The 20,069-nt window shown below is 47.1% G+C and carries 20 protein-coding genes; 18 read left to right on the top strand and 2 right to left on the bottom strand.

Translation table 11 applies throughout. The features are described 5' to 3' along the window. The first annotated feature begins 70 nt into the window (after window positions 1-70). The 7 genes from OB236_RS28070 (at window position 71) to OB236_RS28040 (ending at window position 7,310) form a co-directional block, all read left to right on the top strand. Window positions 71-1,045: an aldo/keto reductase gene (locus OB236_RS28070; protein ID WP_262686877.1), complete on the top strand. Its 975-nt coding sequence runs from the start codon at window positions 71-73 to the stop codon at window positions 1,043-1,045. Continuing rightward, window positions 1,045-1,734 (top strand): HAD family hydrolase, encoded by a 690-nt coding sequence (locus tag OB236_RS28065; protein WP_262686876.1) that lies wholly within the window; start codon window positions 1,045-1,047, stop codon window positions 1,732-1,734. Before OB236_RS28070 ends, OB236_RS28065 begins: the two co-directional genes overlap by 1 nt. Before the next feature lie 136 nt (window positions 1,735-1,870). Further along, on the top strand, window positions 1,871-2,860 hold the full coding sequence (locus tag OB236_RS28060) for a zinc-dependent alcohol dehydrogenase family protein (RefSeq protein WP_262686875.1): 990 nt from the start codon (window positions 1,871-1,873) through the stop codon (window positions 2,858-2,860). A 127-nt stretch (window positions 2,861-2,987) separates the two neighbouring features. After that, window positions 2,988-3,848 (top strand): class II fructose-bisphosphate aldolase, encoded by an 861-nt coding sequence (locus tag OB236_RS28055; RefSeq protein ID WP_262686874.1) that lies wholly within the window; start codon window positions 2,988-2,990, stop codon window positions 3,846-3,848. Between the two features lie 31 nt (window positions 3,849-3,879). Further along, window positions 3,880-5,448 carry a xylulokinase gene (locus OB236_RS28050; protein ID WP_262686873.1) on the top strand — a complete coding sequence of 523 codons (1,569 nt, stop codon included), beginning with the start codon at window positions 3,880-3,882 and terminating at the stop codon, window positions 5,446-5,448. Between the two features lie 3 nt (window positions 5,449-5,451). Continuing rightward, a complete protein-coding gene (locus OB236_RS28045) occupies window positions 5,452-6,507 on the top strand; it encodes a galactitol-1-phosphate 5-dehydrogenase (protein WP_262686872.1) in 1,056 nt (351 codons plus the stop codon). After that, window positions 6,504-7,310, top strand: a complete 807-nt coding sequence (locus tag OB236_RS28040; protein WP_262686871.1) for a DeoR/GlpR family DNA-binding transcription regulator — start codon at window positions 6,504-6,506, stop codon at window positions 7,308-7,310. Before OB236_RS28045 ends, OB236_RS28040 begins: the two co-directional genes overlap by 4 nt. Before the next feature lie 167 nt (window positions 7,311-7,477). Here OB236_RS28040 and OB236_RS28035 read toward each other — a convergent pair whose 3' ends face one another. Continuing rightward, window positions 7,478-7,933 (bottom strand): flavodoxin, encoded by a 456-nt coding sequence (locus tag OB236_RS28035; protein ID WP_262686870.1) that lies wholly within the window; start codon window positions 7,931-7,933, stop codon window positions 7,478-7,480. Window positions 7,934-8,147: 214 nt separating this feature from the next. Between OB236_RS28035 and OB236_RS28030 the strand changes: the two genes are divergently transcribed. Both OB236_RS28030 and OB236_RS28025 read left to right on the top strand, forming a co-directional pair. Then, entirely contained in the window at window positions 8,148-8,828 is a 681-nt protein-coding gene (locus OB236_RS28030) for a DUF421 domain-containing protein (protein ID WP_262686869.1), read from the top strand. A 54-nt stretch (window positions 8,829-8,882) separates the two neighbouring features. Then, a complete protein-coding gene (locus OB236_RS28025; RefSeq protein ID WP_262686868.1) occupies window positions 8,883-10,481 on the top strand; it encodes a sensor domain-containing diguanylate cyclase in 1,599 nt (532 codons plus the stop codon). Here OB236_RS28025 and OB236_RS28020 read toward each other — a convergent pair. After that, window positions 10,473-11,360, bottom strand: coding sequence for an AraC family transcriptional regulator (locus tag OB236_RS28020; protein WP_262686867.1), 888 nt, complete (start codon window positions 11,358-11,360; stop codon window positions 10,473-10,475). The two genes, OB236_RS28025 and OB236_RS28020, sit on opposite strands and share 9 nt — an antisense overlap. A gap of 162 nt (window positions 11,361-11,522) precedes the next feature. Between OB236_RS28020 and melA the strand changes: the two genes are divergently transcribed. From melA to OB236_RS27975, 9 genes are all read left to right on the top strand, one after another. Further along, window positions 11,523-12,992 carry an alpha-glucosidase/alpha-galactosidase gene (gene melA / locus OB236_RS28015; protein WP_262686866.1) on the top strand — a complete coding sequence of 490 codons (1,470 nt, stop codon included), beginning with the start codon at window positions 11,523-11,525 and terminating at the stop codon, window positions 12,990-12,992. A 163-nt stretch (window positions 12,993-13,155) separates the two neighbouring features. Beyond that, window positions 13,156-13,674: a hypothetical protein gene (locus OB236_RS28010; RefSeq protein WP_262686865.1), complete on the top strand. Its 519-nt coding sequence runs from the start codon at window positions 13,156-13,158 to the stop codon at window positions 13,672-13,674. 51 nt (window positions 13,675-13,725) lie between these two features. Next, on the top strand, window positions 13,726-14,199 hold the full coding sequence (locus OB236_RS28005) for a hypothetical protein (protein ID WP_262686864.1): 474 nt from the start codon (window positions 13,726-13,728) through the stop codon (window positions 14,197-14,199). 28 nt (window positions 14,200-14,227) lie between these two features. Next, window positions 14,228-14,596, top strand: a complete 369-nt coding sequence (locus OB236_RS28000; protein ID WP_262686863.1) for a hypothetical protein — start codon at window positions 14,228-14,230, stop codon at window positions 14,594-14,596. A gap of 259 nt (window positions 14,597-14,855) precedes the next feature. Beyond that, a complete protein-coding gene (locus OB236_RS27995; protein WP_262686862.1) occupies window positions 14,856-15,806 on the top strand; it encodes an ABC transporter permease in 951 nt (316 codons plus the stop codon). 43 nt (window positions 15,807-15,849) lie between these two features. Then, window positions 15,850-16,719 (top strand): carbohydrate ABC transporter permease, encoded by an 870-nt coding sequence (locus OB236_RS27990; RefSeq protein WP_262686861.1) that lies wholly within the window; start codon window positions 15,850-15,852, stop codon window positions 16,717-16,719. Window positions 16,720-16,838: 119 nt separating this feature from the next. Continuing rightward, window positions 16,839-18,416, top strand: coding sequence for an extracellular solute-binding protein (locus tag OB236_RS27985; RefSeq protein ID WP_262686860.1), 1,578 nt, complete (start codon window positions 16,839-16,841; stop codon window positions 18,414-18,416). A gap of 95 nt (window positions 18,417-18,511) precedes the next feature. Continuing rightward, window positions 18,512-19,462 (top strand): carbohydrate kinase family protein, encoded by a 951-nt coding sequence (locus OB236_RS27980; RefSeq protein WP_262686859.1) that lies wholly within the window; start codon window positions 18,512-18,514, stop codon window positions 19,460-19,462. A gap of 121 nt (window positions 19,463-19,583) precedes the next feature. Next, window positions 19,584-20,051: a DUF3450 domain-containing protein gene (locus OB236_RS27975; RefSeq protein WP_076227961.1), complete on the top strand. Its 468-nt coding sequence runs from the start codon at window positions 19,584-19,586 to the stop codon at window positions 20,049-20,051. Window positions 20,052-20,069: the final 18 nt, after the last annotated feature.

The following is a 20,069-nucleotide window of genomic DNA, read 5'->3' as shown; positions in this document are numbered from 1 at the left end:
AGCCGGAGGCCAACATGCCATGGTGTGTCTCTTTTTCATATCCTATTATAGAAAGCGAGTGTTCAAGCAAATGAAGCATAGAAAATTGGGAAGAACCGGTTTGAAAGTTTCCGAGGTAAGTCTGGGTACGATGGCATTTGGGCGTTGGATTGATGAAGCGCAGTCCCAGCAGGTTCTGGATGCCGCGCTGGATGCAGGAATTACATTGATTGACACAGCTGACGTATATGGAAAAGGTATGGATCGTGATAATCCTCTGGAGTCCGGAGAGTCGGAGTATATACTGGGCAGAGTGCTGAAGGGCAGACGAAATCAGATCATTCTGGCGACCAAGGTACATGGCAAAGTAGGGATAGGCCCTAATGATTCAGGACAAAGCCGCTATCATATATTCCGAGCGGTGGATGCAAGCCTGAAGCGACTTCAAACCGACTATATTGATTTGTATCAGGTACATCGCTTTGATCCGGAGACGCCGCTTGAGGAAACGCTGAGCGCTCTCGATGATTTGGTGAAATCGGGCAAGGTAAGATATACTGGCTGCTCTAACTTTGCTGCATGGCAAATTGCCAAGGCCCATGGGATCAGTGCCCTGAACCATCTCCACCGTTTTGAAAGTGTTCAGCCTGAGTACAGTATTATTACGCGAGGCATTGAGGAAGAGCTGATTCCTTTCGTTGCCTCCGAGCAGGTCGGTGTTGTAGTGTACAGCCCATTGGGTCGTGGACTGCTGTCAGGGAAATACAAGCAGGGGGAAGCGCCACCTGAGGGCTCGAGAGCCGCAGCCGGAGAAAGAAGAATACATACCCTGCTCGGTGTGGAACGCAATTACCACATTATCGAATCGCTCAAGCCTCTGGCGTCCAACCGCGGCTGGACACTGGCGCAATTCGCTTTGGCATGGGTGCTGAGCAACCCACATGTTTCCTCCGCTATTCTTGGAGTATCGAGGCCGGAGCAAATCAAGGATGCGTTGCAGTTTATCGGTGATCCACTTACGGCTGAGGAGTTGGCCGAGGTTGACCGGATTTCGAAGTTGAATTAATGAAAGCGGCTAAGTGGGACAATCGTGCAATCAGCTGGATTTTCTTTGATGTAGGCGAAACGTTGGTGGACGAATCGAAGCCGATTCGTGAGAGCATCAGGCAATTTGTCGATAACGCTGCGAGACTCGGTTATGAGATTGAGCCGCATATCGTGGAACAGTCGCTCATACATTATCATGGGTTGTTCAGTACGTTTCCGATGCGGCAGGTCATGGAGCAGTTCGTTCCGTCCGAGGAGGATCGTCTGGAGATACGCAAGGGTATGGCTTATCGCAAGGATTGGGACGAACCTTTCCCGGACGCTGTCGGGATTCTGGAGCAGCTGAGCCGGCATTACAAGCTTGGAATTATCGCCAATCAGAGTGCAGGCACGGCCGCGAGACTGGAGCAGTATGGGATGCTGAAATATCTTTCGGTTGTCTGCTCCTCCGCAGAGGAAGGGTTATCGAAGCCGGATGTACGCTTGTATGAACGAGCCCTTACAGAAGCGCAATGCAAGGCTGAGCATGCAGTAATGATTGGTGATCGAATCGATAATGATGTCATTCCTGCAAAGCGTGTGGGTATGCAGGCGATATGGGTACGGCAGGGACTGGCCCGGCATCAGCCAATTCCGCTGGATCATACCGCACCGGATATCGTAGTGGATCGATTAGGGGAGATTATCAAGTATTTGACAAGAGTATAGTAGTATTGAAAAAATGATGCTGACAATGTGCCCTTTTGGCTGTCTTCCATGAATGGAGGCAGGTGAAAGGGCTTTTTGAATTGTTGGCGGATTGTCCGTTTGTGATATGATTTAACAGGACAGGAGGACTATGATCGTGGAAAACAAATGTATTAGATGGTATGAGTTCGGAAATCCGCAGCATGTTTTAAAAATTGAGAATAAGAAAGTGGAGAGACCGGATCGTGGAGAAGTTCTTGTGCGAATGAGGGTTCGACCCATCAACCCATCCGATCTGATCCCGATTACAGGAGCCTATTCCCATCGTATTTCACTTCCGTGTATTCCTGGATATGAAGGTATAGGCATTGTGGAGGATGTAGGTCCTTCGGTTTCTCAAGCGCTGATAGGTAAACGTATATTGCCTTTACGCGGGGAAGGCACCTGGCAGCAATTTGTTAAAGCGCCGGCACAATGGGTAGTTCCGTTACCTGATTGTATAGAAGATTACATAGCTGCTCAATTATATATAAATCCGATAACCGCTTGGCTTGCTTGTACGGAAATCTTGAATTTGCAGCCAGAAGATGTTGTACTCGTCAATGCTTGCGGCTCTTCGATGGGGCGCATCTTTGCCCAATTATCTAAAATTTTAGGTTTTCGATTGATTGCAGTGACGAGAAATCATAGCTATACGCAAGAATTGCTTCGATTGGGTGCTTCCCATGTTATCCCTACAACAGAAATGCCGTTGCATCCAACAGTGATGGAATTGACGAATGGACGGGGCGCCGATGCTGCAATTGATTCGGTAGGGGGATTACCTAGTACAGAATTAGCTTATTGCGTACGTCCTCATGGCTCATTATTAACCATAGGTCTTCTATCAGGAACATCTGTAAATTGGGCGGAGATCACAAACAAGGCTCAAGTCCATGTTAAAATGCTTCATTTGCGTCATTGGAATCAGCGCGTATCTGTTCAAGCCTGGCATGAAACCTTTAACCAGCTGATATCCCTCATTCAGGATCAGGGATTAAGTCTGATGCAACCACAATCGCTTTACGATCTGACAGCGATACATGAAGCAGTTAGAGCTGCAGAGAGTGGTGGAGGCAATCAGGGAAAAATATTTCTGACGAACTAGGGAGTCAGCGAACAGGGATTGACGTTACCCGCGAAAGTAAGTATGATTATTTTTAAACGAAGCAAAACGTAACTATAAATAACAAAACGAAATAATAATACACTTTAAATCGAAAGAGGTTTTTATGATGAGTCGAGGGTTGGTTTCATCTACACCGCTATTAGTGGAAGCAAGAGCACAAGGATACGGAATCGTCGCCTTTAACGTACATACGCTGGAAATGCTGCAGGCTGTCGTGGAAGCGGCCGAGAGCTGCAGGGCGCCGGTTATTATTCAAACCACGGTCGGTACCGTAAAGCATTTGGGGATGGACTATATTGTAGCTGCCGCTCAAGTAGCGGCACGTCGGGCATCGGTACCGATTGCACTTCATCTTGATCATTGTCAGGATTTGACGCTGATTCAACAGTGTATAGAAGCTGGATATACCTCTGTCATGATCGATGCCTCCAAGCTGCAATTCGAGGACAATGTCGAGCGGACGAAGGAAGTCGTGGCCTATGCAAGCCGACGGGGGGTAAATGTGGAAGCGGAATTGGGCAAAATCGGCGGTGTTGAGGACGATATTGTTGTGAGTGATGCCGATGCGATGCTGGCGGTTCCCGAGGAGTGTGAGCAATTCCTGGCGCTGACCGGTGTTCCTACACTGGCTCCTGCCATCGGTACGGCACATGGCATTTACAAGGGGGAGCCAAATATAGATTTCAAGCGTATTGAACAAATCGCCAGTCGAGTGGCTGTACCTCTTGTTCTGCATGGCGGCTCCGGGATTCCTGCTGATCAGGTCAGACGATGTGTAGCATTGGGGATGGCCAAGATGAATGTAGCGACCGAATTGAAAAATGCATTTTCTTTGGCCATTCAGCAATTTTTTGCTGAGCATCCGGAGGAGCTGGACCCACGTCAATATATGGTACCTGCCAAGGAAGCGGTCAAGCGTATGGCAATAGATAAAATCAATCTTTGCGGCAGTGCAGGCCGCGCTTAATGCTATAGAAAGAAGGAAGGGATACTGCCTTATGCATAACGAGTATCTGCTTGGTATCGATATTGGAACCTCCGGCTGTAAAATAGCTGCGTTTACACCGGATGGGGAGGTTGCCTTTCAATGCACCGAAAAATATGAAACGTTATATCCGGCGAAGGATTGTGTGGAACAGAATCCGCTCGATTGGTGGGCGGCGGTATGCCGCGGGACGCAGCGAATGTTTGCCCAAACCGCTATCCACCCGCATGAAGTTAAAGGTATCGGCGTGGACGGACAAAGCTGGTCGATGATTCCGGTGGATGTGACTGGACAGGTGCTGCGTAACAGTATGATCTGGATGGACCGGCGTGCAGTCAGTCAGTGTGAGCAGATGAAGCATTCCGTAGGGGAGGAACGAATTTTTGCAGTTTCCGGCAACCCGCTGTCACCCTCTTATACGACTGGTAAAATCCTCTGGATGAAGGAGCATGAGCCTGAGCTGTACGCAAGGACACATAAAGTGCTGCAGTGCAACAGCTTTATCGTGTTCAAGCTGACCGGGATTGTTTCACACGACCTTTCACAGGGTTATGGTATTCATGCATTTGATATGCAAACGGGAACCTGGGACATAGAGTTGTGTCGTGAACTGGGAATCGATCCGGGGTTGCTGCCTGAGCTGTACGGATGCAGTGATATCGTCGGGACGGTTAATGAGGAGGCGGCTGCGAGCAGCGGGCTGCTCATCGGGACTCCGGTTGTTGCTGGAGGCTTGGATGCGGCCTGCGGCACATTGGGGGTTGGTGCGATTCATGATGGTGAAACTCAGGAGCAGGGCGGTCAGGCCGGTGGAATGAGTATTGTAATGAGCCAGCCTATCATGAATGACAAGCTGATCCTGGGCTTCCATGTCGTTTCAGGTAAATGGCTGCTTCAGGGCGGTACGGTCGGTGGCGGGAGTCTGAACTGGTTCCAACGCGAGCTGTTCGGAAAGGGCGTTATAGCTGATAAGCTACAAGACGCTGCAGAAGCGGAGCAGAATGGCAGCATTGCAGCCCAGTCTGTGTTCGAACCCTTCAGAGAGATCAATGAGGAAGCGGCACAAATTAGCGAAGGCAGTGATGGACTTATTTTCTTGCCCTATATGGCAGGCGAGCGCTCCCCGATTTGGGATATCGATGCCAAGGGTGTTTTTCTGGGACTTTCCTATGCAACGACGCGTGGTCATATGGCTCGTGCTATTATGGAGGGCTGTGCGTATTCGCTGCAGCACAATTTGATTACGGCAGCCGATGGCGGCGTAGGTGTAGGTGAGCTGTATAGCATGGGCGGTGCGGCGAATAGTCAGCTATGGTCACAGATTAAAGCAGATATTACAGGCAAAACCCTGCGGATCGCAGCATCCGATACGGCAACCACCCTCGGAGCCGCAATGCTGGCAGGGGTTGGAACAGGCATGTATAAGGACTTTGCCGAGGCTGTTCGAAGGACGGTCCGTTTCCAAAGAGCTTATGCTCCTGATCCTGCACACACGGAGCTGTATACAAAGGGTTACGAGCTGTACCTATCGGCTTATGCAAGCTTGAAGGATTGGTTTCCACAAATGAAAGCGAGGTCTTGACGCATGAAAGCAGCAGTATTATATGGACAAGATGATATTCGTGTTGAAGATATAGCCATTCCCGAGCCGCAGGCGCATGAAATTCTGGTTAAAGTAATGGCCACAGGGATTTGCGGCTCCGACGTGCCCCGGGTCCTGGGAACCAAAGCGCATCATTATCCGATTGTACTCGGGCATGAATTCGCCGGGATCGTTGCCAAGGTCGGCACAGGTGTAACACGGATCGGTGTCGGGGATCGGATTGCCGGAGCGCCGTTGGTTCCGTGTCATCAATGTGTGGATTGCTTCAAAGGGGATTTTGCCCAATGCCAATATTATTCCTTCGTGGGATCACGGGTGAACGGCAGCTGGGCCGAGTACGTCATTATTCCTGAGATCAATGCGGTTCGGATTGATGATACGGTCAGCTATGCGGAAGCGGCTTTCTTTGAGCCATCGGCTGTTGCCCTTCATGCGCTGCGTCATATCAGCTTTCAAGGCGGCGAGGACGTGGCCATTCTGGGCGGAGGCACGATTGGCTTATTAACCCTGCAGTGGGCCAAGGTGCTTGGAGCGCGAACGGTTACAGTATTCGATATCAATCATGATCGTCTGGAGCTTGCCCGCAAGCTGGGTGCGGATTATGTGATCGATACGCGCAGTGAGGACTTCAAGGAACAGGCGACTTCTATTGTAGGTGCCAAAGGTTTCGGTATCGTGATGGAGACAGCGGGATCGGATGTGACGATGCGTCTTAGCTTTGAGCTGGCGGCGAATAAGGCAAAGGTCTGCTTTGTAGGTACCCCAACCAAGGAGCTTACCTTTGATTACAAGCTGTTTGAGCTGATGAACCGAAAGGAATTTATTTTAACCGGTTCCTGGATGTCCTACAGTGCGCCGTTTCCCGGGAATGAGTGGGAGCTTACGGCACATTTTTTGAGTAAGCAAAGATTCAATTTCCTGGACATGATCGATAAAATATTGCCTCTGGAGCAAATCAACGATGCCTTTGAGCTGTACAAGCAGCCAGGTGCCGTTAAAGGAAAAATACTGCTGACCTTGGGAAGTGAGCCTGTGTGAGTGAGGACCCTACTAACGCTTCCCATGCAGATTCACGTAAATTGTTAAGCCTAGAGCGGCATCAACGGATCATGGATTATTTAAAAACTAACAAGAGCGCCGAGGTCTCCCAGCTAAGCGCGCTGCTTAAGGTATCGGAGGTCACCGTGAGAAAGGATCTGGAGCGGCTGGAGCGGGCGGGCTTGTTATCCAGAAGCCATGGCGGCGCGATCCTTCTAGAGCGGCTGCTGTACGAGCCTTCTTTTGCCGAGAAGGAGGATCAATGGATTGATGAAAAACAAGCCATAGCTCAAGCTGCAGCTTCTCTCATTACAGATGGAATGACCGTAGCGATCATGACAGGAACGACATTAAGCCATACGGCACGGCTGCTTATGGAACGTCAACGATTGAATATCGTCACGAATGCGGTCAATATAGCGACAGAGCTGATGCATGCGGCAGGGGTGAGTGTATTTTTGACAGGGGGCAATATTCGCCCGAATACGTTGGCTTTGGTTGGAGAAATGGCGGAAAGGTCGTTGGAGGGCATTTATGTCGAGACGGCCTTTATCGGAGTGAATGGCTTCAGCCTGGAACAGGGTTTGACAACTCCCAGTATTGAAGAAGCCCGAGTTGTCAAAAAAGTAATGGAGAATGCACAAAAGGTAGTGGTTGCGGTCGATCATACGAAATTCAATCAAGTTGCTTTTTTTCGGATTTGTACTGTGGAGCAGATCCATACCGTTATTACGGACGGGAAAACACCAGCGACCGAAATCGATAAGTTACGCGACAAAGGAATTACGGTTATTGTCACTTAAAGTGTGTTTGCGCAAGTAGGTCACACTTGTAGAATAGCGGTCCCGTGATCCCGCCGACCTGATGTTGTTAAAGGTAACTTGCGGAGACAGGCGGGTTCACGAGGACGCATAGCAGCTCATAGACGGTTCCGATGGGTATTGATACGCACCGTGATGGTTCCAGTCGATTACTGCTTGATACCAACTAAACGTTTAGCAAATGCGGCACCGAATTCCTGGCATTGTTTAAGCTCGCTTTGCGAGGGGGACATTTCGATTTTCAAGCCTTCCTCTGCAACCTCAGCACCAATTTCCTTTAGCTTGTCAACGAGCTGATCGACCGCCCCGCCAAATACAGGATAAGAAGAATCGCAGGAGCCAAACACGATCGCTTTTTGTCCATCCAGCTGCACCTCCGACATTTCATCAAAGAAATCGAGAAACTCATCCGGCAAATCTCCGTCTCCCCAAGTGTAGGCGCCCAGCGCGATACCATCATATTTTAACAGGTCATCGCCTGATGCATACATGACTTCCTTTATATCCAGCTCTACATGCTCGGATTTAATACCCTCGGCAATGGCGTCCGCCATATCCCGTGTATTTCCGGTAAGGCTTGTGAAGACCATCAAAATTTTACTCATTCCTATACCCAGCTCCCTTTATATGTAATTGCGTACTGATGTTAAGCGAATACCAACAATGATAAACGTTATCAGATAATCAATAATGATAATCATTATCATTTATGTTGTCAATAATAAAATATTTTTGAACCCCTCTATGGCCATCCGATGGTTTCGTCCGTGTTGCTGATGGTGTAAGATGTGTATAGATGCATAGAGAGGGTGTTTCCAGATGGAAAATTTCTATTACATAACGGTTAAGCTGGTTACGGCCATGGTTGGGCTGTGGCTAATTACAAAACTGCTCGGCAAGAAAGAAATTTCACAGCTGACCGCCTTCGATTTTGTCTCCTCTCTGATGTTAAGCGAGATTGTTGGCAACACGCTTTATGACAAGGACGTTACTCTAAGTGAGCTGCTCTATGCGCTGCTGCTGTGGGCGGCGATGTCGCTTTTTCTGGAAAAGCTGGTGCAGTTTATACCGGGATTGTCCAAATATTTGAATGGCCGCGCCGATATTATTATTAACCAGGGAAAAATCGATTTTCGGGCGATGAAGCGCAACAATCTGGATTTTGACCAATTACATACACTGCTGCGGGAGCAAAATATATTTACTGTACGCGAGGTCGCTTTTGCTGTTTTTGAAACGAACGGGAATATCTCGGTTTTGAAAAAATCGGAGGTGGACAGCATCACGAAGACGGATCAAGAGCTTCCAGAAAAGTCCATGTCGCTTCCGATGGTGCTTGTCGAGAATGGACGGATTCAAACGGATCGCTTAGCAAGACTCGGCCGCACGAAACCTTGGCTGCTTGACGAGCTGAAGAAGAACGGGTTTAGTCGAATACAGGATGTTTTGTATGTAGAATGGTCGGAGCATCAAGGCATGTATGTTCAGAAAAAGGAGTGACTGCAGATGTAATTACATGTTTGCATTATGAAATTAGACCATGGGGGAACTAGTATGAAGCCAAGTAAAAAAGGTTTTAAAATCTCATTTATCATATCCAGTGTCGTGCTGTTTTCCGTTCTCATGACCCTGCTGATTAATTCGTTCGTAGGCTATCAGGCTGAGAAAACGTCCTTATACAGCACGACGCAGGAATTAAATCGAATTCGGTCTGACGAGCTGAGCCGAACAACCCAAACGATTATTTTATCGATGAAACAAACTGTAATGGCATCCGCACAATATTTTACTAAAGAACACAGCTCGGATGAAGCAGCCCAAGAGCAGCTGGATTTTTTAATGAGCACCGATAATTTGTTTAATTCTGTAGCGTTGGTAGATAAATCCGGGTCGTTACGTGCGATATCACCAAGAAATTCGGAGATTATTGGACAGAAGCTGACATCACAGGCTTCCAGACAAGCGCTGGAATTGCAAAAACCTTTAATGTCAGAGCCTTACAGGGCAGTCACGAACCGACTGATCATATTGGTCAGTCATCCTGTTTTTGATACGAACGGAAGCTACAACGGCTTTATCTCCGGTACCATTTACCTGCAAGAGCCCAATTCACTTAAAAAAATACTGGGAGAGCAATCGGCTGCCACTAACGGTTCGTATTATTATGTCGTCGATGCAGCAGGCAATCTCATCTATCATCCGGACCCTGAACGAATTGGGGAAAATGTGCTCGCAAATCCTATCGTACAAAAAATAGTAGCAGGAGGCGGCGGTCAAGGCGAAGTCAACAATACCAAGGGTGTGAGTTATTTAGTCGGTTATTCTACAGTCCCTGAAACAGGCTGGGGCATTGTGGCCCAGACCCCTAAGCAATATGTAGATCAAAGCACTAAACGTTTAATAACATCGATGGCTTTGTATTCGTTACCTTTTCTAATTATCGTACTTGCCTTGGTGCTGTGGCTGTCACATAAATTATCACAACCACTGAGCAGGCTCGCGTTTATTGCCTCCGGTCTGAATAGCGCAGATGGCAGGAGCAAGGAAATTCCTCAAATCGATCACTGGAATTATGAAGCTAATGAACTGTATACAGCCATTGCCAAGGCTTTTCATATCATGAACAAAAGAACCGAGGAGCTTTCTTTTGAAGCGCAAACCGATCCACTGACAGGGCTGACCAATAGAAGGACTATGGATGCCATTCTTGGGCTGTGGCAGGCGCAGTCGAGAAGCTTCTGTGTGATCATGCTGGACCTGGATCATTTCAAATTGGTCAACGATACATACGGTCATCAGGTGGGGGATCAGGTACTCCAGTTCACAGCGGACATCATGTTGTCCGAGAAGCGGGAGCAAGATTATTGCTGCCGGTATGGCGGTGAGGAATTCACCATGCTGCTGCCGGATGTCACGGAAGAACAGGCTTATTTGCTGGCTGAGCGTATTCGAACCTGTATTGAAGGTATGGACTGTCCGACAGGGAAAAGAATTACATTGTCGCTTGGCATCGCGTCCTATCCGAACGAAGTATTGAGCATACAAAGATTATTTAAAAACGCCGATGATGCGCTGTACCAAGCCAAGCATAACGGACGTAATCAAACGGTAGTGTATACGAATGCATCTGAGCTGACCATCACCTCATCTTAAAAACAGATTGTCTGTAGCCAGGCCATGCTCGTTACGGTATTTACCTGGTGACATGCCTACCCAATGCCGAAATACCTTGGAGAAATAGTTACCCCCTGCAAACCCGACGGAACCTGCAACCTCGTCCAGGGTTTGTTCGGTCGTTCGCAGCAGCTCGGCTGCCTTTTCGATGCGCAGCTTGTTTAAATATTCCAGCGGCGTCAGTCCGATAAAGCGCGTGAATTGTCTGAGAAAATGGTACTTGGAGAGTCCCGCATTTTCGGCCATCTCGTCCAGATTGAGGGGCTGCTCGTAGTGCAGCTCAATGAAATGTACGGTTTTTTGAATCGCTTCGGGGATCTCGGATATGGATTTTTCAAAGGTCGTGCTGCGGTGAAGCTCAGTAATAAATTGATACGCAAATAGAGCGTTTAGGTAACCATCTGTAATTTGCCGCTGTCTGGCTTTCTCGAATATCATTTTCAATGCCCGGATTGGAGGGCTATCTATGGAAAAGTCGGACACATGTCCGAGCTTGGAAATCAACTCATCGACGATGGGACGAAGCCGCTCACCCCGCATCATAATAAACATATACTCCCAGTGATCACTTTCCGGGGGGAAATAGTAACGATGCTGGCTTGGAATCCATACCAGAAATGCTTTTTCGGGAGTGAGCAGGCAGGATTGACCCTCTATATGCATCATGCCATAGCCAGACAACGTATATTGGAATAAAAAAGCCCCCTCTTCGCCGCGATTGAGCCCATCCCAGTTGTAGTCCGTGCTGACTGTACGTTCCCATCCGACCCCGTGCAGCTGCGCGATCTCATAAGCTGGTGTTTCCCGAAATCGAAAGCCATAGCTGTGCCGAAACGGTTCATTGGATTTATTAGACAAGTCAGAAGTCTCCTCTTTTCATCGATCTGAAATCATAACTCAATACAGCAATATATTACCTATGGAAAGCAGTTTATTACCATTGTCATTGTTTCTATAATACTTTATTTTAGATAATGGAAGCAATTTATTAGATTGATGAGGAATCAGGAGGATGTAACCATGTTGAAGGTAGCAATGATTGGTGCTGGAAGTGTTGGCTTTACACGTAGATTAATGATGGATATTTTATCTGTAGAGAAGTTCAGGGATACCGAGTTTCGGCTGATGGATATTAACGCAGACAATCTGCGGATGGTCTCAGACCTGTGCCGTAACTTAATCGGAAAGAATAGCCTCGCTGCAACGATTGTGGAAACGACGAATCAAAGAGAAGCCATAGCAGGTGCAGATTACGTCATTTGTATGGCTCGTGTCGGTGGTTTGGAAGCGTTTCATCATGATGTAGAGATTCCACTCAAATATGGCGTCGATCAATGTGTCGGTGATACGCTCGGACCGGGCGGTGTGTTCTTTGCCCTACGGACGATACCGGTGCTGCTCGGGATTGCCAAGGATATGCGTGAAACCGCGCCCAATGCGCTGCTGCTGAACTACTCGAATCCGATGGCGATGAACACATGGGCGCTGCGGCGTGCAGGCGGCATTAACGTTGTGGGCTTGTGTCATGGTGTGCAGGGTGGTCATAAGCAAATCGCCAGAGCGCTTGGACTGCCGCGTGAGGAGGTTGATTTTATATGTGCGGGCATCAACCATCAAACCTGGTACATTCAGGTTACGCATGAAGGAAGAGATATGACGCCTTATTTACTGGAGGCATTTGAGAAGCATCCCGAGCTGTCCGAGCGTGAGCCTTGTCGGATTGATGTACTGAAGCGCTTCGGTTATTATTCAACGGAATCCAATGGACATCTAAGCGAATATTTGCCATGGTACCGCAAGAACAAGGAAGAGATAGACAAATGGATTTATAAAGGCGAATGGATCGGCGGCAGAACCGCAGGTTATTTAAACCACTGTATTTCCAAGCGTGATGAATATCTCGAGATGTATCCCAAATGGATGAGCGGTGAAGCTGAATATATCAAGCTTGGGGAGCGTTCCGACGAGCATGGCTCCTATATTATCGAGGCACTGGAGACAGGCAAAACCTACCGTGGCCATTTCAATATTGAGAACAGAGGTTTTATCACCAACCTGCCCGATGGTTCTACGATTGAAATCCCTTGTTATGTGGATCGCAATGGCATTAACGTTGCCTGGGTAGGTGATCTGCCCTTGCAGTGTGCGGCAACATGCCGTACGAGCATTAGCGTTCAGGAGATGGCAGTCGAAGCCGCGCTTACCGGAAACCGTGAGCTGGTGAAGCTGGCCATTTTGCATGATCCTCTAACCGCTGCGCAATGTACGACACAGCAGGTATGGGATATGTGCGATGAGATGTTTGACGCGCTGGCTCCATGGCTGCCGCAATTTAACGGTGCAGGCGCGACCTGGCCGGATATCCCGCAGCCGGAATCGTTCTACAAGATCAGCAAGTCTGCTGACAGCTGGCTGCCGCCCGCTCTACGTGGTGAGCAGGTAATTGTGAATACGGAAGAGCGTCTGTCTGTCGGATATAAGGATTCTTAAGTTTTCACAGTCCATAAGGGCCTCTGTCGAGAGGTCCTTTTTGTGTTGCAAGGGTGTCGAATTGTGTTTTCGAATCGTGCATTAGGCATAGACAAACGTCCTATATTATGGATAATAGGTAATGAGCCCCATTAGGGCTGAATAGGGGGCTGGATGGAAGTCAATGAGTGTGAAGCGATTTTTGGGCGGTAGCGCCCTGGTCATCTTTGGAATCATAGAAATATTTGTTTACAGGAATACGTATGAGTATCATATGGTCACTTCCCCTAAGTTTACGATCCTGGTCTTTTTTCTCGTGGTAGTGGCTCCTTTGTACTCGGGGATTATGATACTCACCGATTTTAAACTTTTTGCCTATATCAAATCCAAGACTGACTTTTATCAATCAAATAGGAAACCTTCCAAGAAAGATCCATCTGCTGTCCGGAGGGAGTTGGAAAAAAATCTGCTGAAGCTGGCCTATACAAATAAGGGTGTTCTTACGGTTGTTGATGTTAGTTTACATACGGATTTGACTTTGGAGGCAGCACAGGAAGCGTTGGAATATATGGTTAAACATAGCCATGCGAATATTAAAATTGCACAGAACGGAACGGTGCTGTATCACTTCAGGGGCATATTGACCGATCAGGAAAAGAAAGCTGACAAAACGCTGGATGAATTGCTGGAAGACAAGCATTAAGTGATTCAGGTTGTTATCCAAACTGTCAGCAAAATGAGTGGGGGCTATACAATGTCAGTTCAACCATTAAAGGCGGCAACCGTAGAGGTTATATCTTCCGAAACGATGGTAAATCTTGCATTGATCAGTGGGTTAATACTGAATTTGTTGCTGGTCATAGCTATAATTTATTTGATATCCAAGACAGCCAAGTTAAAAAAGAGCAATGGATACATCCAAGAGTCTACTACAAGACCAAGCACGAAAAAGCTTGCCGAACAAACGGTAGGACAAGTGATTGAAAAAAAGATTCTGGCTCTGGCAGCTGCCCGTGGGGGCACGTTGAGCGTTGTTGAAACCGCCTACCATGCAAAGCTCTCTTTAGAATTATCCGAAAGAGCATTGGAGTCTTTTACATCTAGAGGATTTGCTGAAATCAAAGAGAATAAAGGTGCACGAATTTACCATTTCCAAGGTATTCTTACTGAATACGAGAAGGTAACAGCCAAGTCTCTCGATGATTTATTGGATGATAGATTTAGTTAATGGGTATACAAGAGAAAGGAGCCTACACATGTCTGTATTGTATTTGTCCAGCACTATACATTCTGCTGGGGATGAAATTGCTGTATTAATTTTCACTTTTCTACTCAGGTTAGCTATAATGTGCGTGCCCCTTGGTGTTATATCTGTCTTTTTGTATGAAAGGTTTAGAAACGTCAAATCGAAACAAAAAACTTTGGTAGCTGCTTTAGTGACTCAGCTGTTGGAACTGGCTCACGCAAAGGGAGGCACACTGACGATTCCCGAGGTTTCCATGAATACGGATCTTTCATTGGAGGAATCTGAGCAGGTGCTCGATTTATTGGTTAAGCGTAACTTTGTTAATCTTCGTGTTTCCAAAAGCGGTGCTGTACTTTATGATTTCCCCAAAATCGCATAATTTTCAAGTAGTTTTAATAACCCGGAGCAGCTAGTATCCCTTTGATGGGACTAAGCGGCTTCGGTTTTTTATTATGGTCTCAACCCTTCGCAATAACATACCCCTGTTAAATATTAACTCAACCCTATCCTTTAATTCTTTTCTATTCGGTAAGATAAATGAAGAGCGGAATGATGCTTACGAAGTTAGTTTTCTGGCGAAAACTCGTCAAATGCTTACGAAGTCAGTTTTGCTTCGCAAAAATTTTAGGAGGGAATCCATGTCCAAACAGCAGGCGGCCTTGCCCTGGCAGAGGCAATCAGCCGCAAAACACACGAAGTGGCACAGAATCAAAGCATACAAATGGCTGTATGTACTGCTGCTGCCGTCGATTGCTTATTTTTTTCTGTTCAGTATTGTGCCCTACTACGGGTTGACAATCGCTTTCAAAAATTTCTCACCGTTTGTCGGAATTGCTGATAGCCCTTGGGTAGGGCTAAGGCATTTTGAACGGTTGATGGAGAACCCGGATTTTTATCGGCTGCTGAGAAACACGCTGTTAATCAGCCTGTACAAGCTCGGTTTTGGCTTTCCGGTTCCGATCCTGTTTGCCTTGTTATTAAATGAGGTGCGTTCGGTTGTATTCAAGCGCTCGGTACAGACGATTACGTACTTTCCGCATTTTTTATCCTGGGTGGTATTCGGTGGGATTGTCGTTACCTTTTTGACACCATCGGGGGTCATTAATGCCATGTTGAAGGCTTTCGGCATGGCTCCGGTCAATTTTTTGGTGGATCAGCAGTTTTTTAGGCCGATTTTGGTCGTTACCGGTATTTTAAAGGATTTTGGCTGGAGTGCGATTATTTACCTGGCGGCACTGGCGGGTGTCAATCCCGAGCTGTACCATTCGGCCAAGGTCGATGGAGCGGGCAAGTTCCATCAGATGCTGCATGTCACGCTGCCCGGCATACTGCCGACGATATCGCTGATGCTAATTATTAATTTAAGCCATTTGCTGGATGCCGGCTTTGAGCAAATCTTCGTGCTGATGAATCCGACCGTATACGAGGTAGGCGATATTATCGATACGTATGTGTATCGGATGGGTCTGGAAAAAGGCCAGTTCAGTGTTGCAACAGCAGTCGGTTTATTCAAGGGTGTCATTGGCTTTGTTCTAATTGTAAGCGCAAATTGGCTGCTGCGGAGATTCGATCAACGTTCGATCTGGTAAGAACAAGACACTGCAAGAAGACTTAATAAAAAGGAGGTTTCCCATGGTCAAAAGTGAGCGCAATGTACTCACGGACGTATTGATTCACGCTGTACTTGTTTTGTTCTGTATCGTCACGCTGCTGCCAGTCGTGCATGTGTTCTCGGTTTCTTTCAGTGACCCCATAGCTATTCATCAATCGAGCATTATGCTGGTTCCGAAAGATATTACGCTCAGCGCGTATCAATATATTTTTTCAACACCGGCACTGGTCAGAGCGTTCCTGATAACGGTTACGATTACGGTAGTGGGGACATTTTTGAATCTGGTATTTACGATTACGGCGGCATTTGCACTTTCCAAACGGAATTTGCCGGGGTTGAAGATCTTTATGATTCTGATTATTGTTGTCATGAATTTTAATGCCGGGATTATCCCGGGTTATCTCAATATCAAAAACCTGGGGCTGCTGAACAGCATATGGGCGATGATCATTCCGGGTCTTGTCAGTGCGTTCAACCTGATCCTGATGCGTAATTTTTTTATGGATTTACCTGAGGAGATCGAAGAATCTTCCAAGATGGATGGCTGCAATGAGTTTACTTTCATTTGGAAAATATTAATCCCTCTGTCGCTGCCAGCAATCGCTACGATTGGCTTATTTTATGGAGTTGCGCATTGGAATGAGTTTTTTAAAGGCGTCTTTTATATTACGGATTCACGTAAATGGCCCTTGCAGGTACTGTTGAAGGTCATTGTGTTCGACGGCAACTTTACGAATTTGGCTGGAGCGGATACGGAGCAAATGAAGGTCGAGCCTGCCAATGTGCAAGCGGCCGCGATTATTTTTGCTACCTTGCCGATCGTGCTGGTGTATCCATTTTTACAAAGACATTTTGTGAAAGGTATCGTGATGGGTGCTGTGAAAGGGTGAAACTTAACAGAGCAGGGTGAAACATTAAAGTAGTCTTATTATCAAATACCATTTAGGAAGCTACCATTAATCGTGTAATCGTCAGTAAACGCAAGCAAATGAAAAGGGAGGTCCTACCATTGATTCGTAAATCATTACCTGTAATTATGACCGGAGTGGTCGCATCCTCATTACTGTACGGCTGTACGGCACAAGAAACGAAGGCCCCTACTGGCTCAGCGGCTAATACACCTGCCGGGTCACCGACTGCAGCACCAGCAAGCACAGCACCAGCCAAAATTTCAGTTATCAAGCCATTGTATCCGGGACACATTTATTACCCCGATTCCGAGCTGGAGAAGCTGGTTGAGAAGGGAGCCAATGTCGAGGTTACTTATGAGACTCCACCGAGCACGGAGTACAAGACCGCGATTAACGTCAAGCTCGCTGGAGGGGATATCCCGGATATCGTCAACACGTTTTCTCCAGGTGATACCGAGCACAATGCGCTCATCGCTCAGGGTGCGTTCAGATCCCTCGATGATTTACTGCCCAAATTTCCGAAGCTGAAGGCTTCCTTCAGCGATTCCATATGGAACATGCTCAAAAATCCCGCAGATGGCAAAATCTATGGAGTACCTTGGCTGCGGGACCGTGGGGGTACAGGGATTGTCATCCGTAAAGATTGGCTCGACAAATTGGGCTTGAAGGAACCCAAAACTTTAACAGAGCTTGTAGACGTACTTAAAGCGTTCCGCGATAAGGATCCTGACGGCAATGGCAAGCAGGACACGATTCCACTCGCATTTAAAGACAATCAGCTGTTGAACGTGTATGCGCTGCTGCCGTTGTTCGGTGTCAATCCAGGCTGGTCTCCTGATCCGAAGGATAACAATAAATTAGTCAATGGCATTACCCAGCCGGGCGTGCTGGATACATTGAAGTTTATTCGAGATTTAAGACAGGAGGGGCTGCTGGATCAGGATTTTCTGGTCGGCAAAACGATCGGCTTTGACAAATTTAAATCAGGGCAGGTGGGTGTGCTCTTAACAGGTCTCGGTGACTATAGGCAGCTTGCTGTGCTTCCCAACATGAAAGCGGAAATTCTTGATCCAATCGAGCATAACGGAAAGAAATGGGGGCTGGCGATGCCTGCCATACCGATTTCACGAACGAACCAAATCTCAGCCAAGTCCAAAAACCCGGAGGCGGCACTGCGCTACCTGGAATACCAGATTACAGATGGCTTTGACTATATTCAATATGGGGCTGAAGGTAAAACCTACAGTATCGTCAATGGCATTAAAACCCCTTTTGCAGACGACAAGAAGGATAAGCAGTACAATACCAATGTAGGTTTGGAGCTGCTGCAGCCGGAATGGCTGTTCGTCGATACCGAAAAATACACGAAATTTGTTTCCAAGGATATTGCCCAGTACATCATCAAGAAGCTAGATGAATACGAGAAAAACAGTGTGTATGACTATCTTCGTCCGAATGTGGATTTCCCTTACCGTACGGAAACCTCAGTGCAGCAGACGCAAATTCTTACCGAGGGCTACAGTAAAGTTTTATTGGATACCGCTGTGGACGCGAACAAAACCTTCGAGGATACTATAGCCAAATGGAAAGCGGCTGGTGGCGATAAGGTTACTGAAGAAGTCAACAAGCTGCAAAAGGATAAATCCGCACCAAGCTATACCTTTAAAAAGAAGTAGGTCGATTTGTCAAACTTTAAAGAATTCATAGCCACTTTTACAAAATCATAATATAATAGACTCCTAAGCCAATCACAGCTGTTAAGGAGCTGCATATGAAAAATTTTGTAACCGTCATAGGTACCGTATTCGTGGATTGTAAAGGTTTTGCCAAACAAAATTATATTCCGCAAGGAAGAAACTTGGGTAATATCCAGTTTGTACATGGTGGCGTAGGCCGCAATGTGGCCGAGAATCTTGCGAATCTGGAGTTAAATACGGCATTTGTATCTACTTTGGATCATTCCGGATTAGGTCTCGAAATTAAACAACGTCTTCAGGATGTTCAAGTGAATACCGACTTTTTGAAGCCGGCGAATCAAGGTATGGGCATGTGGCTCGCTGTGTTGGATGAGAACGGGGATTTGGCCGGATCGATTTCGCAGATGCCAGATCTTCAAGCATTGGAAAGCGTGTTTGCCGAATCCAGACAGGAAATTGTGGAACGCTCATCCCATATCGCTCTGGAGCTTGACCTGAATGAACAGATTAGCAGCTCAGTCATTTCGATGGCTGTACAACAAAACAAGCCTGTTTACGGAATTCCCGGAAACTTGGATGTTGTACTTAAAAACAGAGGTTTGCTCAAGCAGCTGGAATGCTTTATCTGCAATGAAGTGGAAGCTGAGCGGCTTTTTGAAAAGAGTATAGGTACGACTAACCCAGACGAAATGCTGCAGGAATTGGTTCCTTTTGTAGATGCTGTTGGACTGCGCTCGATGGTTATCACTTTGGGGGAGCATGGCTCAGTGTATTATGACTCCGTTACCAAGGAGCAAGGTCATCAGCCTGTTTTCCCAGTTAAGGTTGTCGATTCCAGTGGTGCTGGAGATGCTTTCTTTTCCGGAACTATTATGGGACTAGTGCGGGGGATGAGTCTTAAGGAAGCGGTTGTGTGCGGTACCAAGGTTGCGGGCTGGACAATAGAATCGCAAGAAAACAACTGCCCCGATTTAAAAGTTAGAACGGGTAAAGACGAATATTTCCAGAGACTGCTTGTAAAATAAGCAGTCTTTTTTTTGTTCATCGCAATCTAGCATCCATCAACGGACATAGTCTACCATTTGCATCCCGCAAAATATGAAGTAAAATGAAGATAGATGTCGATCTGGTGGAGGTGGAGAAGCGATGAAGAGAAATGTGGGAAGGGTGCTGCTCGCTGCAGCTGTGATCATGATGCTCGTACAACCGCTATCTGCTGTACATGCCGGATTTTTTGATCGGGTGAAGGATATTTACAAGCTGCCAGAGCAGGTGGAGATCATTGAGAAAGAATACGAATCCACGAAGCAGCAGCTTCAGGAGCAAGTCAAAAAGTTCGACGAACAGAAGGATAAACTGACCGAAACGATAGCACGCTCGAAAGAAATGGAAGAGAGGCTGCTGGCCCAGAACAAACAGCTGCTGGAGCAAAATGAAGCTTTGCAAAGAGCTATTCAGTCAGCGGAACAGGACAAGCTGGACAAGGAAGCGCGCAACCGTAAGCTGTTCTGGATGGGAGCGACAGCTGTAGCTTTGATCGCAGGTTATTTTGTATCCGGTCGGTTAATACGTGTAGCGGTCTGGAAGCGGCAAAAGCGCAGCTTACGTAAATAGAAAATGGTAATTTATGGG

The organism is Paenibacillus baimaensis (assembly GCF_025567575.1).
The sequence above is the reverse complement of the archived record's forward strand: the minus strand, read 5'-3'. Positions and strand labels throughout refer to the sequence as shown.